A 16,961-nucleotide genomic window follows, 5' to 3' on the forward strand; every position below is an offset into this window, starting at 1 on the left:
TTAAATGGTTATATATATGTATGCTACTTGTTTTTATACTGTAAACGTATGTATATTCGCATTGGATAATGATATGGTCATGGATTCCAAGATAGAGCAAAAGATCAAAGCTTTAGAAGACGAAATTTTCAAGACACAGAAGAATAAGGCTACTGAACACCATATCGGTAAGCTCAAGTCTAAAATTGCAAGACTTAAAGAAGAAGCAGAGAAAAGACAAAGCAAAGGCCCTAAAGGCAAAGGGTTTTCGATTAAGAAATCTGGTGATGCTGTCGTGGGCCTCGTAGGTTTTCCAAACACCGGCAAAAGCACTCTTTTAAATCAATTAACCGGGGCTTCTAGTAAAATAGGCGATTACGATTTCACCACATTGGAAGCAATTCCTGGTGTAATGAAATATAAAGGGGCAGATATTCAGTTTTTGGATTTACCGGGTCTTATTACAGGTGCATCAAAAGGTAAGGGTCGGGGAAAAGAAGTTTTGTCTGCTATTCGAAATGTTGATTTGTTATTGTTAATGGTCGATGTGCGGTACTTAGGACATCTTGAAATAATTGAGAAAGAATTATATGATGCTGGTTTGCGGTTAAATCAAAATAGCCCAGGTGTTTTTACTACAAGAAAAGATAGTGGCGGAATTAAAGTAAATTCTACGACTGCCCTTACACATCTAAATGAAGATACTATAAAATCGATTGCCTCCGAGTTTGTGACGAGTGCAGACATCATTATACGTGAGGACATTTCTGAGGACCAATTAATCGATTCCTTTTCTAAAAACAGAGCATATATGCAAGCCGTGGTCGTTATAAATAAAAAAGACCTTGTAATCAAGGAAATTTTGGATGAAAATATAAAAAAAATAAGGGCGAAAGGTCTGGACGTATTAACAATATCTGCTAAAAATGGTGATGGCTTGGATGAACTTAGAGAAGCCATCTTTTCTCGACTGAAAATAGTCAGGATATATTTGAAACCTAGTGGGGGGGAAGCCGATTATGATAAACCTTTGATATTGAAAGAAGATGACCTAGTAGAGGATGCTTGTAAAAAGCTTCATCGCGATTTTCGGGAGAAATTTAGATATGCGTTGATTTGGGGCTCTTCTGCAAAACATGCTGGTCAAAAGGTTGGATTAGACCATACATTAAAAGATGAGGACGTTTTGACAATAATCATATGGAAATAATTTTTGAGCAAGCATTCAGGAATGTAGGGATAAAATAATGGAATTAAAGTTCATTTTATAAGGCACAGTTTTGCTATATTGCATCTTTAAATACGTTTGGTTGCCCTCTTTTTTCAAATCTAATATGTGGGATTGGGGCTGGATTTTAGATGACCAAAGTATATTTATGATGAGAAATGTATAACTGCATAACAATGGTGGAAGATACTGGCAGCATAATAAGTGACGGATTTGACAAATGGCAGAAGAATTTGAACATCTGTCTTCCATTTGTGTTTGATTTGGTAATATCCTCTGCATTGGCACTTATAATCTTAGGCAGCGCTATCTTAGCGACGATTCCGTCATTTGTTCCGTATCTCACCAATCCGCCTGATGAAATATCACCCCATCTTATTTCACAGCTTCTACCTCAAATACTTCGAAGCCTGAGCATAATTATAGCTGCTATTATCATTACCATAATCTTAGGGTTACTGGTGAGTTCGTTTTTCACCGCAGGCGCAATTGGCATGGCTAAAGAGGCTATAAAAAGTGGTCAAACGAATCTATCGGACATGAAAGATTACGGAAGCAGAAAATTCATAGATATTTTCTTTGCTAACCTAATCATTGGTTTGATAGCTTTTGCAGGTGTTATTTTCATTATTCCTGGTGTTTTATCTTTTTGGGATGTGATTATATCTGGAATAAACCTACCCCTGGCTGAGGTTTTACCGTTAGTGACACTATTTGGATTGGGATTTTTGGCTATGGGTATTTATGTTATGATTATTAGTATAATTTTTGCCCCATCACGGTATGCCATTGTTATAGAAGACCTTAGAGCAGTAGAAGGCGTGAAAAAAGGTTTTAGGTTTTTTATGGACAACAAAGTTGATGTCTTTTTGATCTGGCTTATCGTGTTTGCGATAACGGCAGTTTCAACTTTTGTTAATTCTATACCCTACGTTGGATGGATAATCGGCACGGCTATATCAGTTATCATAATTTCCCCCTTGGCAGTCATATGGTGGAGCAGATTATACCTTAATACTTCAATAAGTATCGGATCAGATGAATTAGTTAAGCAGACTTAGATACCCTAATGTATGAAGATCTCATCCAAAGGTTCGTGGGATGCCCCCAAATTTTATTTGGTGGTGAAGCGGTTGCATCTGCGTGCATATGGATGAGCAAATAAAATTAAAGGAGGTGACGGATCATGGTTGGAGAATCTGGTGAATTGAAACAGCTATTTGTTTACGAGCGCGATGCAAGTCGATTAGAGCTTTTCATTAGGATCGTTTATTCGATTGCTATTTACATCGTATTAGTGGTGTACGGATTTATCGCTGAGATATGCCTGGCTATCCAGTGGTTTGTGATATTGATACTCGGTCGCAGAAGCGAGGGATTAGCCCTCTTCATTAAAGGCTACCTTGAATATGTTGTGCATGTGATAGGCTATTTTTACTGGATGACTGACAAGCGACCAGGGATAATGCCAAAGAAGAGTGAGATATACGAAAGAGAATATATGAACCTCTCCAAAGAACACACCGAACAATAAATAGCTATAGATAGCCATTGAGTGAAATTGGACAAAAGGAATAACATTGGCGATAAAAAGTAAGGTTAGTGGATATGCTGTGGGACGGTTTCACATCAGATGATTTCCGATCATTTTATGTATGTTGTGTTAACGCTTTTAATCTGGCGCGTTATAAAATTCACAAATCGATTCCATCTAAGATAAGTCAAAATTAAGCATTTGTTCTGGATTTTTGATACAAGCAAGTAATGAATGGGAAAACCTTAACCTGTCTGGTAACCATATGATATGTTTTGAGGCACCATGAAAAAGTGGTTTTTGCTAATCTTTCTGATGCTGCTTTTGACGTCAAGCATTGCGGGTGCAGCTACTGAGAAGGTATATGTCATTGAGATCGAGGGTATGGTAACCGCAGGCACCGCTCTTCGTGTGGAGAACGGGATAAAGGATGCATCGCGTATTGGCGCATCTGCGATTTTGATCAAGCTCGATACACCTGGTGGGCTGGTAGATGCGACGATGGATATAGTGAAGTCCATAGACAACTCCCCCATCCAGGTTATAACCTATGTATCGCCCGAGGGTGCTATCGCTGCATCGGCAGGGACCTATATCCTGCTTTCAGGGGATGTGGCAGTGATGTCGCCTGGAACTACGTGTGGTGCTTGCATGCCTGTGACATCAGATCCAATGGGAGAGACCAAGCCTGCCGATAATAAAACGATAAATTTTCTGACAGCCTATATGAAGGGCATAGCTGAAGAAAATGGTAGACCGGTTGATATCGCGGAGAGATTCGTCACTGAGAATTTGGCTATAACTTCTAATGAAGCGCTGGAAAAAGGCATTGTGGACATAATTGCGGAAGACGTTCCTGACCTACTTGATCAAATGAACATGACGGGTGCTGAAATATATACTCAGGAAGGGGAGCTACGTGACGGTATCATCGATCTGCTCAGCAATCCCCAAATAGCCTTCATATTACTTCTAGTGGGAATATATGGAATTATGTTTGGTTTCATGTCGCCTGGAACATATGTGCCAGAGACAATAGGTGCCATCTGCCTCATCTTGGCATTGTATGGTCTTGGAACATTTGAAGTAGGTGTATTTGGCATAATCCTAATCATCGCTGCAGTTACACTATTCATCGCAGAGATGCTCACGCCCACTTATGGTATCTTGACTTTTGGCGGCGTCGTTTGCCTCGTACTGGGGGCGCTAATGCTACCACAAGAGCCTTTACTTTCAGAAGTATGGTTCAGAACGTTCCGATTGGTAGTGATTGGCATGGCCAGTGCCTCTGCAGCGTTTTTCATATTTGGAGTTGGTGCGGTGATAAAAACGAGGAGAATGAAGCCTACCACTGGCTCAGAAGGACTGATCGGGTTGACATGTGAGGCATATTCTGATATAGACCCCGTAGGCCTCGTTAAGATAAAGGGAGAGATATGGAGAGCGGAATCCAAGGATGGGATAAAGAGCGGGGAAAAAGCGAAAATCGTAGATCGCAGGGGATTAACTTTAATATTGAGAAAAGTCAATGGTGAAAGTGATTGAAATGCCTGGGCTCGAAGTAGTAACATATGGTATCGTACTTTTATTGCTGTTGTTTTTGTCCTCAGCTATCAAGATCGTGAAAGAATATGAGAGGGGGGTAATATTCAGGCTGGGCAGACTCGTGGGTGCAAGAGGTCCTGGGCTGTTTTTCGTCATACCCATATTTGAGGCGATGGTTAGGACAGACCTAAGAACGGTAACTTTCGATGTTCCACCTCAGGAAGTGATCACAAAGGACAACGTCACAACAAGGGTAAATGCGGTTGTATATTACAGGATAATGGACCCAGAGAAGGCTGTAACAGAAGTGGAGAGCTATCATTATGCGACCTCCCAGATGGCGGTGACAACGTTGAGAGGCGTGATAGGTCAAACTGAGCTGGATGAATTACTATCAGAGAGGGAGAAGCTAAACAAGCGATTACAGACCATCGTCGATGAGGCGACGGATCCATGGGGAATCAAGGTCACCGCTGTCGAGATAAAAGATGTAGAGTTGCCCCAAGAAATGAGAAGAGCGATGGCATCTCAGGCAGAGGCAGAGCGAAACAGAAGGGCGAGGGTAACCCATGCCGAAGGAGAGATGCAGGCTGCCCAAAAAGTGGCAGAAGCAGCTAAAATTCTGAGTGAACAAGAAGGGGGCTTGTTCATCCGAACTTTGCAGACTATAGCAGATGCCACATCAGAAAAGGCGACCACAGTTGTTATCCCATTGCCAATAGAGCTCATGAAGGCCCTGGGGCCTAAAAATAAAAAAGAAAAATGAACTCAATTACAATCTCGCTATCGTGATAAATCCGGTGTGTCCAACTGCGCGTGTGCTCGGCCGAGTTCGTCCTTTTGCGAAGTTTATCTCTCTCTCCATGCATTCGAGGGTTCGGACCTCTGAGAAGTCTTTTCCCATCGCCTCTCTTATGTCTTTGCTTTGTTCAAAGAAAGGAGAGTATGTTACCAAGAAGCCACTTGGCTTCAACATATTTTTTGTAAAGGGTACCACCTGAGATGCATCCATCATATCCAATGTAATGACATCGAACTTTTCCTTTAGGTGTGGGGCTTCCGATAGGATGTCTCCATGTCTCACTTCGACGTTTTTTAGTCCAGTAGCACAGATGTTTTTTCTGGCGATTTTGACAAACTCAGCGTTCTTCTCATAGGTAATCACCTTGCTTGCGATGCTGCCCAGATAGATGGCGAGTATACCGGAGCCGGTCCCTGCATCGAGCACCTCATCCTCTTTGCTAAGACCCGTGTAAGCGATGATGATTCCGATATCTTTTGGTATCATCGGTGCCCCTACGCGCTTGCAATGTCTGAAAAAGTCTATAGTCCTAGGCTTTTGGATCACGAAACCATGACCTAAATGTGTAACGACGGAATCCCCATATCCCCTTCCCATCAGCTCTTTCAGCCGAACGATGCCAAGGTCCGTGTGCAATTCCCCCTCTGAAACTTCTACTAAAAACTCCCGCTTTTTACCTTTGAGTAATACTATATCTCCAGTTAACACAGCCATCACTTTTTTAAGTTCATTATCGCTTCTGCCAGATCTCCTTTGACCTCTTTTAACGCAGCTTTGGCTTCCGTCTCACTGACGCCCGTCTGCTCGATCACAAGCTGAACATCAGCCTCAGGTATTTCCTCGCGAGGATGCTCTTCTGGTGTCCCAGCTATTTGGTAGGTTTTTACCCCCCTGGCGTCCATGATCGTGACATCTGCATCACGGAAAACAATTTCACTATCCGCAGTTCGAATGATGACCTCTTCTACGCCCTCAATTTCCTTTATGTCGATCCCCATTTGTTTCATCATTTGTTTCAATTTTTGCGGGTTCATCCCTCTCATTCCTGGAAACATGATATCACCTTTTTTATTTCTATATCGCTTACATATGCATGGTATATATGGTATGGTATATGTTATGTAAAAACAAAACATAAACCTTATAGGGTTTCCAGATGGGAGATTGTAATGTAATGTCTATGTCTATGATCGAAGCAATCACATCACGGCAGATGAATGCAATAGACCTTAATGCGGCTTATCTTGGCATTTCGCGTTTAGAGCTAATGGAAAATGCAGGCAGAGCAATCGCATCTACGGTAAGGGAGCGACTTACCAAGGGCAATGTTACGATATTTGCTGGAAGGGGTAACAATGGAGGGGACGCACTTGTCGCTGCCCGCTATCTTGAGGGATTTAACGTCCATGTGATCCTGCTTGGCCGTGCTGGAGAGATAAAGTCCAAAGAGGCAAAGATACATTGGGACAAACTACAAAACACTGGAATAGCTCTAAGGGAGACACGCAGCCCAGACGATATTGATGATGCTTGCATAGTGAATTCGGACGTTATCATCGATGCAATATTTGGCACAGGTGTTCATGGAAAAATTAGAGAGCTGGAGTCTACCACGATCGATTTAATCAATTCTTCCAGCGCTTTTGTGATTTCGGTGGATGTGCCAAGTGGAATGGACCCAGATACTGGCATGGGCGAGAAAATGGTTCATCCGGATGTAATCCTTACCTTCCATAAGATGAAGAGGGGGCTATTAAACGCTCCAAATGTGAAGGTTGTAGACATCGGCATTCCAAAAGATGCGGAATTGTTTGCAGGACCCGGAGACCTTCGACTGCTTAAAACGAGAGATGCCCACAGTCATAAAGGAGATAATGGGCGCATATTGGTCATAGGTGGTGGCGTATACAGTGGTGCTCCTGCATTGGCTGCATTAGCAGCGCTTCGAACGGGAGCAGATATTGTAACAGTTGCCGCACCTCTTAGTGTTGCAGACATCATCGCATCCTTCTCGCCAAACCTAATCGTCTCGCCCCTTACGTCCGACGTCCTAGTCCTTGGGGATGTACCGATCATAAACGAATTGATATTAAGGCATGACGTTGTGGTGATTGGAATGGGATTGGGCAGGAGCGAGTTGACACAAGGGGCGATCAGAGCTGTCATCCCTTTGTGTAAAAAGATTGTGGTCGATGCAGATGCTTTGAGTGCATTAGAGTTTCCATTGAAAGGGGGTATTATAACCCCCCATGCAGGGGAGTTCAAATCATTGTGCAGGGCAGAGAACCTAAAGGGCAGGAAGAAATCTGATCTGGTCAAGAAATTTGCTCAGGAAAAAAAAGTCGTAGTACTGTTAAAAGGGAAAACAGACCTAATATCGGATGGAACCTCTCTGAAAATGAACAGAACCGGTAATGCGGGTATGACCGTCGGTGGAACGGGTGATGTGCTGGCAGGCCTCGTGGGAGCAATATATGCTAAAAATAATGCATTGGAAGCGGCTGTCGCAGGAGCTTTCATAAATGGCAGGGCAGGAGACATTGCATTTGAGAAGTACGGATTTGGGCTATTGGCGACGGATGTAATAGAAAATATCCCAAAGGCAATGGGGGATTGATACATATGGAATTTACACACGTTAAGGGTGAAAAGGTAAAGATGGTGGATATAAGTGATAAGAAGGTAGTTGCCAGATATGCAATTGCGACTGGTAAGATCAAACTCCGTACCTCTACAATCCAGGCTATAAAAGATGGCGTAGTTGAAAAGGGAAACGTTCTAGCCACTGCCAGAATTGCAACGATACAGGCTGTCAAGCGAACACCTGAGATCATCCCGATGTGTCATCAAATCCCTATAACAAGCATAGATGTAGACTTTGAGATAGAGGATCCCTATATCCAAGCTACCGTGGGAGTGAAATCCGTAGGAAAGACCGGTGTGGAAATGGAGGCACTCCACGGGGTCAGCGTTGCACTGCTCACGATCTGGGATATGGTAAAGTCAGCAGAAAAGGATGAAACTGGGAATTATCCGTTTACGATTATCGAGGACATTTCTGTGATAAAAAAGGCAAAGAATGAGATATGATGTAGTGCTCGTCGAACCAAAATATGAAGGCAACGTTGGCTCAGTCGCGAGAGTGATGAAAAATTTCGGCTTCACAGACCTGGTGTTGGTCAATCCATCCGAATTGGGCGATCTCTCCCGGGCCATGGCATCCCACGCCATCGATATCCTGGATAACTGCAAAATCGCTTGCTCATTTGAAGAAGCTGTCGCAACTTCGGATCTAATAGTGGGTACGACTGGAACTGCTGGAACGTCGGATGATGAGCACATCAGGATGCCGTTTTACGCTCCAGCGGAGTTAAAAGAGAAGTTGGATAAGAAGGTGGGAGTTATATCTCTGGTTTTTGGTAGAGAGGATGCAGGATTGAGCAACGAGGAACTCAAGCAATGTGATATGATCCTAAAAATCCCCACCAGCGATGAATACCCGGTTATGAATTTGTCCCATGCTGTAGCCGTGATACTTTACGAATTGAGCGGCATTCCCCCGGGAAAAATCAACTTGGCCAAGCACGATGACTTGGAGAGGTTATATGCGCATTGTGGATCTGTCTTGGAGCAAGTGGGCTATCCTGAGCATAAGTGTGCTAAGACGCTATTGATGCTACGTCGTATCCTTGGGAGGGCGATACTGACGGGAAGGGAGGTACAAACCCTTAGAGGCATATTGCGGAAAATTGAATGGCGGATCAATAGATGAAGGCATATATTGAGACATACGGATGTACAGCCAATAAAAGCGATTCCCAGCGTATTAAAACCCTCCTGCTTCAAAACAACTACGAGATAGCCGATAGCATTGAGAGCTCAGATATAATAGTCGTGAATACGTGTACAGTTACAGATAGGACAGAGCGCAGAATGATCAAGCGTCTTAGGGAGCTAAAAAAAGAAAAAACGATCGTTGCAGGTTGTTTGCCCGCAGCTCAGCCCGATCTCGTTTCAGGTTGGAAAACGATCACCCCCAGGTCCATACCCTCTCTGGCAAGTATATTGGGGGAGCAGTCTCCAGCAAAAAACGAAATTTGCCCGGGAGATGTGACAGCCCTTGTTTCTATCTCAGAGGGCTGTGTTGGGCACTGTTCATATTGCATCGTGAAACAGGCAAGGGGTGACCTAAAGAGCTATCCTCCAAAGACGATCGTCAACTCGGTAAAAGGATTGGTGGAAGCGGGAGCGAAAGAGATACTGATTACCTCACAAGATACTGCTGCCTACGGACTGGATATCGGGGTTGGCTTACCAGATTTGTTGAATCATATCACGGGAATAGATGGCGACTTTTATATCCGAGTGGGAATGATGAATCCCCTTACTACGACAAAAATCCTCGATGACCTCGTGGATTCATTTGACGATCCCAAGGTATTTAAGTTCCTGCATCTGCCCGTCCAATCTGGCTCAGATCGTATATTGAAAAGCATGAACAGGGGCTACTCGGTTTCTGATTATGTTAAAATAGTGGATACATTCCGTGAGCGGTTTCCAGGTATTACACTTTCCACTGACTTCATCGTGGGCTATCCAGGCGAAAGTGCAGAGGACTTTGGAAGAACTGTGTTATTGCTGGAAGAAACCAAACCCACAAAAGTAAACATTACCAGATTCTCCCCTAGGCCAAATACGCCTGCAGCAAGTCTGCCTGATACACTTGAGAGGACCAAAAAGGAGAGATCAAGAGTACTCACAAAAGCCCATCATAAGATCGCATATGAACTTCACAGGTCGCTTGTTGGCTTGCTTACAGAAGTAATTGTGACTGAAAAAGGAAAGGATGGCTCGGTGATAGCGCGAGACTCCTCCTATAGAAACATAGTAATCCAAGAGAACTTGATGCTTGGCGAAAAACATCCTGTTAGGATAGTGGGTGCGAGAACAAACTATCTGATAGGGGAATTGTTAAGGTATACTTAATATTTAGCCCTACCCAATCTTTTTGTACTCTCTCGCTTTTTCTTTGTGAAATTCCTTTTAAGCGTTGGTGATCGCTAAATCTGACGAAACGGAAATCACTTCTCAGCAGTTGAATGAATGTCTTGTCAGGTAGAATACCTAGAGTTCAAATCCATCTTTTCTGTAGGCTTTGTGTTCTTCGATTAAGGATGAGGTCAGATATATGTATATGCCCAGCCCTTTCTGAAGTTCAGATAACGTTGGATAACGCAACAGCTCTCAAGACCGATTCACATCCAAGCTATCGCATTTAGTCTTGAATCCTTTATTTATTGTATGAACTTCAAAAACAACTTCTGGAAGCGTGGAAAGATGAGCTTTTCAGCTACAATGTCTTCTACTCCTCCTTGCATTTGTCTCCCAATTTCAGGAAGTATGGTGTTGATTTGTAAATATCATCAGAAGGTTGTAAGGATGAAAACAGAACCAATTAGACGTTAACTTTAATATTTGAAGAGATGCATGTTTTAGCTCAGTGGGGACAAAAGCATGAAACGAAAAATTGTCTTGATTTTAGTGTTTAGCTTACTAACTACAACGTTTTCAGGATGTGTTCAAGAGGAGACAGTCACGCCAACCCAAACCCCCACCCTAGCACCAAGACCAATACCAGCGACCACACCAACTCCAACACCAAGACAAACACCAGTCCCAACGCCAACACCAACACCTGCACCTACTCCCTCACCAACACCAACTTCTACGCCCACATCCACACAAAAATCCTGGCATAATGTTACCACCATCTCAGGAAAAGGGAACCTTAGAACAGAATCATTTATGATTAACGAGGACGAATGGCGAATTCGTTGGAGTTTTACAATAGATCCCTTGTGCCCAGCATATGGACGTTTCTATTTTACCATATATCCAGAAGGCCAGTACATCGAGGCAGGAAGATACGTATCTCATATAGACAATATAACGACGGTACCCCATGCCATTGCCGCTAATAATAAGATATACAGCGGTACCACATACGTCCACACAGGTCATGATACCTTCTACTTGAATATGGAATCGAGTTTTGCATGGGAGCTCCAAATAGAAGAATATGGTTAATTACATAAAAAAAAAGCACTCACAAAATAGATTTATTCATGAGGATACCTAATATTCAACGAGTTGAAGAGAGCAATAATGTGATCAAGTATTATGACTGCCACTGCCATGTTGATCTTCTAGAAGAGTCCGTTCTGCAAGAATGCAGGAGTTTATGCATCAATATAGTGGCGGTCTCCACTGACATAAAGTCCTATGACAGGACCTCGGCATTAAGGTCCGGGGGTTTGACTCTAGCCAAACAATTTCTAGGTTACCATCCTGATAGTATAACACCTGACAATCTTCCATATGTGAAACGAGTCCTGGATCTTGTCAATGGAAATAAAGTAGAAGGGCTGGGGGAAATAGGTCTTGATTTAAGCCCTGATTTTAGGCAATATAAAGACTTGCAAGAAAAAATATTTGGCCAGTTCCTCGAAATCGCGGAAGCAAAAAATCTGCCAGTAAACATCCATTCCAGAAAAGCACAGCCCCAAGTTCTGGAAATATTAAAAAATTATAGAGTTAAACCCCTCCTTCACTGGTTTTGCGGTAGCAAAAAACAACTCCAAGAAGCTGTTGATCTTGGTTGTTATATTGGATTTACCCCAGCATGCTTAAAGTCGAATAGATATGATAAGCTGATTAAAACAACCCCCATTGAGTGTATCCTGACTGAAAGCGATGCACCTGTCTATGGGATGTCGCCCAAGGACATGCCTATGCTAATAGAGAGGATAGCCAGTTTAAAGGAAATCTCCCCAAGAGAAGTAGCAGATGCCGTCAAAACAAGTTATTTAAAATGGATCGGAGAGGTTTAACTCTCTTGTTTTCTCTCTTCTCGTCTCTTCTCGTCTTTACTCAACATATACATCAATATCAACAACCTCTAAAGTCAACGACACCGGAATAAATTCCGAGGCATCCATTTCTAGAATATGAAGAATTATTTTAAAAACTTTTCGATTTTTTTTATAAGACACTATATTATTCGTTTTTGTCTGGACAAATCTATTTTTTAAGCTCTCCTAAGGCTTTTTTGAAGGCCTTATCTACAATATCCCCGTCACAAATTTTTCTTAGCTCCTTACAATATTCGTTATAACATTGCAAGGCGTTATCCGCTTCCTTTTTAGCATTATCTGTTTGCGTATTGTCTAAATTTTTACTATTTGCAGCGTTATAAGTCTCGATTATGAGCTTCTTGTTAGTGATACAGTAATTAATAATGTCGATATTTGAGCGAATGAGCTCGTTTTGGACTGTTTTACTTCTTAGATTAGTGATTGAATTTCCCACTACCAAAGTACCAAAGAGTATGGCCAGTATTTGGAGAAGTTGAGTATCGTTTCCCAGGAACTTATTAAAAAATCTCAACACAAGGATACAAAAAATAGCACCAATCAAAATTATATTCATCACCCAGGATGGAATTTCCTCAAAGTGCTCCTTAAACCACTTCTTACACATCTTCATCACCCTCCATGTATGACGATGTTTTAGTAACTGTTTTTGAACGTTTTTTCTTTTTCTTCATTTGCTACCACTACAGTATAGCTTCATCTCTCTCATAGTTATAATCCTTCTGTTTCGATATATACCTCTCCATTACCTCCCATCCATGTCCCACCGAACCATGATAACAACTTGGAGCCCATAAGTGACCCGATCATCACCTTTTAAGATGTTGAAATTTATCCCTCAATAGATTATTACCTCTTCCTTTTATCCACTTCGCCATCCAGCTAATGGAATATTTCGGGGGATGTTTGATGAACAAATAAAGTACTAATCAAGAATAAAGTCAGTAGAAATATTTTTTATTGCATTGATTGATATCAACCTTGCTTTAACCAAAAATATTTGAGCTCACCTCAATATTTAACGTTGATTGCGTATAATAGGGGTATAGGTGAAAAGATGCAACTATTGCTCATCCATTCAGATTACATCGAATATGAGGTCCAAAAAGATACTCCTGTGGCAGAGAAGATCGAGGATGAACGCAAAAAAGGGCGTATGGAGGAAGTTCTGGTAGCATTCATCGCTGTAGAGAAAGTGGACGAGACCGACCCCCTAGATGTGGCGAACCAGGCTGCGGAGGAAATCAAGAAAGTTGCCAACCAAGTAAAAGCCGAGCGTGTTCTGGTGTACCCCTACGCACATCTGAGTTCTGACCTATCATCACCAAAGGTTGCAGTTGAGGTTCTTCAGAGAACAGAGGAGAAGTTAAAATCTTACTTGGAGGTCGCGCGCGCTCCGTTTGGTTGGTATAAGTCCTTCAAAATCAGTTGTAAGGGACATCCTCTTTCTGAGCTTTCCAGAACCATTCGACCTGCCACTGAGAAGGAAACCAAAGCTTTGAAAGCCGAGAAGGCAAAATCCTATTGGTATGTCCTGACACCCGAGGGCGAACTCATCACTCCGGATAAATTTGATTTCTCTAAACATAAAAAGTTGGAAAAGTTTGTAAATTACGAGATCTCGAAAGTCAGAGCAGTGGACAAAACCCCTCCCCATGTGGAATTGATGCGCCGTTTTGAGTTAGCAGACTATGAACCCGCTTCTGATCCGGGCAACATGCGTTTTTATCCGAAGGGGCGTCTCATGAAAAAATTATTGGAAGCTTACGTAACCACAAAATTGCTGGACTATGGTGCCATGGAGGTGGAGACTCCGATCATGTATGACGTGGAGCATCCCACCCTGAAAAATTATTTGGAGCGGTTCCCAGCACGCCAATATTCGTTGGACTCTGATAAAAGGCAATTGTTCTTAAGGTTTGCAGCTTGCTTCGGTCAGTTTTTGATGAATAGCGATATGACGATTTCATACAAAAATTTGCCACTGAAGATGTTTGAGCTGACAAAATACAGCTTCAGGAAAGAACAAAGGGGCGAACTTGTTGGCCTGCGTCGCCTTCGTGCCTTCACCATGCCGGACCTACACACCATATGCATGAACATGGCCCAAGCCATGGACGAGTTCAAAAAGCAGTACAGAATGAGCATGGACGTCCTAGGAGACATAGGGCTAAGCACCAGCGATTATGAGGTCGGCATTAGATTCACAAAGGCATTTTATGATGACAACAGGGAGTTTATCCTCAGCTTGGTCAGGATCGTAAATAAGCCCGTATTGATCGAGATGTGGGATCAGCGCTTCTTCTATTTTGTACTCAAGTTCGAGTTCAACTTCGTAGATGCGTTAGATAAGGCAGGCGCGTTATCCACGGTGCAAATAGATGTGGAGAATGCAGAGCGCTATGATATTTCTTATACCGGTGCAGACAATTTGGAGAGCAGGCCAGTCATCCTTCATTGCTCTCCGAGCGGAGCCATAGAGAGATGCATTTATGCATTATTGGAGAAGGCACACATGGATGCCCAGTTAGGGAAATTGCCGACGTTGCCCATCTGGCTGTCGCCGACACAGGTTCGAATAGTACCAATAGCTGACAGACATATGGCGAGGGCAGAAGACGTTGCGAAACTCCTAGAGAAAGAAAACATCCGGGTCGATTTGGACGATCGAGACGAAACATTGGGAAAGAAGATCCGTGATGCTGGAAAAGAGTGGATCCCCTATGTCGTAGTCATAGGCGATGAGGAGGTTGCAAAGGGAACATTGAGCGTGACTGCCAGGGCTGACTTTAAAAAAGAGTTGAGCCCATCTGAGCTGATTGCATTGATAGAAGAACAGATTGGCGGGCTATCCAAAGGATCACTTCCATTGCCAATGAGATTGTCTGCTAGGCCGAGGTTTGTCTAGTTTGTTTAAATTTTAAAATTTGTGAAAACGCGTTCTATGCTTTATAAATGGGGCCGGTAGGATTTGAACCCACGATCGGCGGGTATCCCCCTTTTTATCAACCTTTTTTAGTTGATCTGGAGCCCGCTGCTCTACCAGACTAAGCCACAGCCCCATCAAGGAGTGACTGCGCATCTCTCCTCATCGTCTTTCTTGGAATTTCGAAAGGAGCAGAGCCCTTTCAGATAGTCCCGGACGGATTCGAACCGTCGTCGCAGGCTTTCTTCGACTTTTTTATTGCGAATGGCCCCAAAGGCCTACAGGATTGACCACTACCCTACGGGACTGTCAGCAAACCTTAAAAAAGTTTGCATGGGCCCGATGCGATTCGAACGCATGATCTTCGCCGTGTAAAGGCGACGTCATAACCAACTAGACCACGGGCCCGAAGGAGGATTCATTTATCCTTAGAATTTCTTTCTAAGAAACCTTGGTATTCCTTTTTTCATAGTATCCTGTCGTTAGTAACATATTAGTCTATCGTAAGGCTTAACTAACTGTTCTTTCTATATGCTAGTAAGGAGCATAATCACTTCGGAGGTTTTCACCAAAAAATGAGTTCAGAAATGTGTGCTGTTTGCGGCTTACCAAGCGAGCTTTGTATCTGCGAGGAAGTGGCAAAAGAGCAACAGAGAATAGCGATAAAGGTGAATAAGCGAAGGTATGGGAAGGAAGTCACAATTATCGAGGGCCTGGACCCTCATGACATTGACATTGATGAACTTTCTAGTCATTTAAAGTCGAAGCTTGCATGCGGTGGAACGACTAAACAAGGGCAAATAGAGCTCCAGGGAAATCACAAAGATAGGGTGAGAAATATACTCATAGAAAGGGGTTTCAACGCCGAACAGATAAGGTCATGATCCGAAAAGTTCTGCTATCCTCCTTTTAAAATCTCAGATTACTGTGATGGTCAAGTACACCTTATCTAGCTTACGTTGCATTCTATTGTTACTCAGATCACCCTTTTGCCCCGGTTAAAATAGGGTAAAAAGCTAAAACGTGACATCGTTGCATTTTGTACTTGGGTCCCCATCCTCAAAACATGTTCAGTGCATCACCCTTGGGTGCTGTGAAGAATAATAGTAAGCACCACCCACTATCATTGCCACTAAGAACTTTTTTCGTTTTTACTCGGCTTTTGGATATGATCCCAATACTCTGAGCATGCCTGCTTTCCTCTCGATAGCTTTCAAAGCCTCATGGACTTTTTCATCTCTAATATGCCCCTCTAGGTCAATATAGAATAAATAATCGCCAAGTGCTTTCTTCGTTGGCCTGGACTCGATCTTTGTCAGGTTGATGTTTCTGGAGGCAAACTCGCCTAACATCTTATATAGTGCTCCAGGTCGGTCTTCTTGCAGATAAACGACTACGGAAGTTTTGTCCTGGGAGGTTGGCTCTGGAGTTATCTTTCCGATTACGACGAATCGTGTGTAATTCTCCTTTTGGTTTTGTAAATCTCGCAAGAGTATATTCAGACCATACTTGGTCGCAGATTTCTCCGAGGCGATGGCTGCCGTTTCTTTGGACTCAGACGCCCGTTTGGCGGCAAGTGCGGTGCTCGTCATCTCTATCATTTCAATATCCCCAAAGCGATTTTTGATGGAATGCCTGCACTGCGCCAATGCCTGGGGATGTGAAAGGATGGCTCTGATATCCGAGATATCCCCCTTTGCCAATAGACAATGTCGAATTGGAACGACCACTTCGCCGGCAATCTTAACATCCTGTTCAAGTAGTGCATCGAGGTTCATACCAATTGACCCTTCGAGAGAATTTTCTATGGGAACCACTCCGTAATCCACATCTTCATCGACTACAGCCTTTACAACATCGGAAACACTCTCAAAGTATCGCAGCTCTGCCGTAGGGTCCCACTTGTTTGCAGCTTTTTCTGAAAATGTTCCTTCCGGTCCCAGCAGTCCGAGGATCATGATTGTTTTTACGATATGAATATCTATATAAATAAACGCAATCCCTTATTTGAGAGT

General features: G+C 43.0%; 17 protein-coding genes and 3 tRNA genes. 13 read left to right on the forward strand and 7 right to left on the reverse strand.

What is annotated here, in order from left to right:
* The first annotated feature begins 79 nt into the window (after positions 1–79).
* The 5 genes from PHI74_01455 to PHI74_01475 all read left to right on the forward strand — a co-directional run bounded on the left by PHI74_01455 (position 80) and on the right by PHI74_01475 (position 5,052).
* Positions 80–1,189, forward strand: a complete 1,110-nt coding sequence (locus tag PHI74_01455) for a GTP-binding protein (protein MDD5484682.1) — start codon at positions 80–82, stop codon at positions 1,187–1,189.
* 197 nt (positions 1,190–1,386) lie between these two features.
* A complete protein-coding gene (locus PHI74_01460; GenBank protein ID MDD5484683.1) occupies positions 1,387–2,268 on the forward strand; it encodes a hypothetical protein in 882 nt (293 codons plus the stop codon).
* A 125-nt stretch (positions 2,269–2,393) separates the two neighbouring features.
* Complete coding sequence (locus PHI74_01465) at positions 2,394–2,741, forward strand: DUF4389 domain-containing protein (protein ID MDD5484684.1); 348 nt, start codon at positions 2,394–2,396, stop codon at positions 2,739–2,741.
* A 285-nt stretch (positions 2,742–3,026) separates the two neighbouring features.
* Positions 3,027–4,286 (forward strand): nodulation protein NfeD, encoded by a 1,260-nt coding sequence (locus tag PHI74_01470; protein ID MDD5484685.1) that lies wholly within the window; start codon positions 3,027–3,029, stop codon positions 4,284–4,286.
* Complete coding sequence (locus PHI74_01475; protein ID MDD5484686.1) at positions 4,270–5,052, forward strand: slipin family protein; 783 nt, start codon at positions 4,270–4,272, stop codon at positions 5,050–5,052. Before PHI74_01470 ends, PHI74_01475 begins: the two co-directional genes overlap by 17 nt.
* A gap of 6 nt (positions 5,053–5,058) precedes the next feature.
* On the opposite strand, the gene PHI74_01480 is transcribed toward PHI74_01475, so the two are convergent.
* Entirely contained in the window at positions 5,059–5,802 is a 744-nt protein-coding gene (locus PHI74_01480) for a methyltransferase domain-containing protein (GenBank protein MDD5484687.1), read from the reverse strand.
* Positions 5,802–6,143, reverse strand: coding sequence for a nascent polypeptide-associated complex protein (locus PHI74_01485; GenBank protein ID MDD5484688.1), 342 nt, complete (start codon positions 6,141–6,143; stop codon positions 5,802–5,804). The genes PHI74_01480 and PHI74_01485 overlap by 1 nt, the downstream gene beginning before the upstream one ends.
* A gap of 119 nt (positions 6,144–6,262) precedes the next feature.
* On the opposite strand from PHI74_01485, the gene PHI74_01490 reads away from it, so the two are divergent.
* From PHI74_01490 to PHI74_01515, 6 genes are all read left to right on the forward strand, one after another.
* Positions 6,263–7,705 (forward strand): NAD(P)H-hydrate dehydratase, encoded by a 1,443-nt coding sequence (locus tag PHI74_01490; protein ID MDD5484689.1) that lies wholly within the window; start codon positions 6,263–6,265, stop codon positions 7,703–7,705.
* A gap of 5 nt (positions 7,706–7,710) precedes the next feature.
* Positions 7,711–8,178, forward strand: a complete 468-nt coding sequence (moaC, locus tag PHI74_01495) for a cyclic pyranopterin monophosphate synthase MoaC (GenBank protein MDD5484690.1) — start codon at positions 7,711–7,713, stop codon at positions 8,176–8,178.
* A complete protein-coding gene (locus tag PHI74_01500) occupies positions 8,168–8,860 on the forward strand; it encodes an RNA methyltransferase (protein MDD5484691.1) in 693 nt (230 codons plus the stop codon). The genes moaC and PHI74_01500 overlap by 11 nt, the downstream gene beginning before the upstream one ends.
* Complete coding sequence (locus PHI74_01505) at positions 8,857–10,074, forward strand: tRNA (N(6)-L-threonylcarbamoyladenosine(37)-C(2))-methylthiotransferase (protein ID MDD5484692.1); 1,218 nt, start codon at positions 8,857–8,859, stop codon at positions 10,072–10,074. Before PHI74_01500 ends, PHI74_01505 begins: the two co-directional genes overlap by 4 nt.
* A 528-nt stretch (positions 10,075–10,602) precedes the next feature.
* Entirely contained in the window at positions 10,603–11,175 is a 573-nt protein-coding gene (locus tag PHI74_01510) for a hypothetical protein (GenBank protein MDD5484693.1), read from the forward strand.
* Between the two features lie 38 nt (positions 11,176–11,213).
* On the forward strand, positions 11,214–11,978 hold the full coding sequence (locus PHI74_01515) for a TatD family hydrolase (protein ID MDD5484694.1): 765 nt from the start codon (positions 11,214–11,216) through the stop codon (positions 11,976–11,978).
* 190 nt (positions 11,979–12,168) lie between these two features.
* On the opposite strand, the gene PHI74_01520 is transcribed toward PHI74_01515, so the two are convergent.
* Positions 12,169–12,633, reverse strand: a complete 465-nt coding sequence (locus PHI74_01520) for a hypothetical protein (GenBank protein ID MDD5484695.1) — start codon at positions 12,631–12,633, stop codon at positions 12,169–12,171.
* Between the two features lie 444 nt (positions 12,634–13,077).
* Here PHI74_01520 and PHI74_01525 point away from each other — a divergent pair, with 444 nt between their 5' ends.
* Positions 13,078–14,928 carry a threonine--tRNA ligase gene (locus PHI74_01525; GenBank protein MDD5484696.1) on the forward strand — a complete coding sequence of 617 codons (1,851 nt, stop codon included), beginning with the start codon at positions 13,078–13,080 and terminating at the stop codon, positions 14,926–14,928.
* A gap of 48 nt (positions 14,929–14,976) precedes the next feature.
* Here the strand turns inward: PHI74_01525 and PHI74_01530 are convergent.
* The 3 genes from PHI74_01530 to PHI74_01540 form a co-directional block, all read right to left on the reverse strand.
* Positions 14,977–15,082 (reverse strand) — tRNA-Trp (locus PHI74_01530).
* Positions 15,083–15,153: 71 nt separating this feature from the next.
* Positions 15,154–15,254, reverse strand: a tRNA-Gln gene (locus tag PHI74_01535).
* A 26-nt stretch (positions 15,255–15,280) separates the two neighbouring features.
* Positions 15,281–15,354: transfer RNA gene (locus tag PHI74_01540), tRNA-Val, on the reverse strand.
* Positions 15,355–15,521: 167 nt separating this feature from the next.
* On the opposite strand from PHI74_01540, the gene yciH reads away from it, so the two are divergent.
* Positions 15,522–15,830 (forward strand): stress response translation initiation inhibitor YciH, encoded by a 309-nt coding sequence (gene yciH, locus PHI74_01545; protein MDD5484697.1) that lies wholly within the window; start codon positions 15,522–15,524, stop codon positions 15,828–15,830.
* 267 nt (positions 15,831–16,097) lie between these two features.
* Here the strand turns inward: yciH and pheA are convergent, their stop codons facing one another.
* Positions 16,098–16,904 (reverse strand): prephenate dehydratase, encoded by an 807-nt coding sequence (gene pheA, locus PHI74_01550; GenBank protein ID MDD5484698.1) that lies wholly within the window; start codon positions 16,902–16,904, stop codon positions 16,098–16,100.
* Positions 16,905–16,961 lie beyond the last annotated feature (57 nt).

This window comes from Methanocellales archaeon, assembly GCA_028715985.1.
GTDB lineage: Archaea > Halobacteriota > UBA148 > UBA148 > UBA148 > UBA148.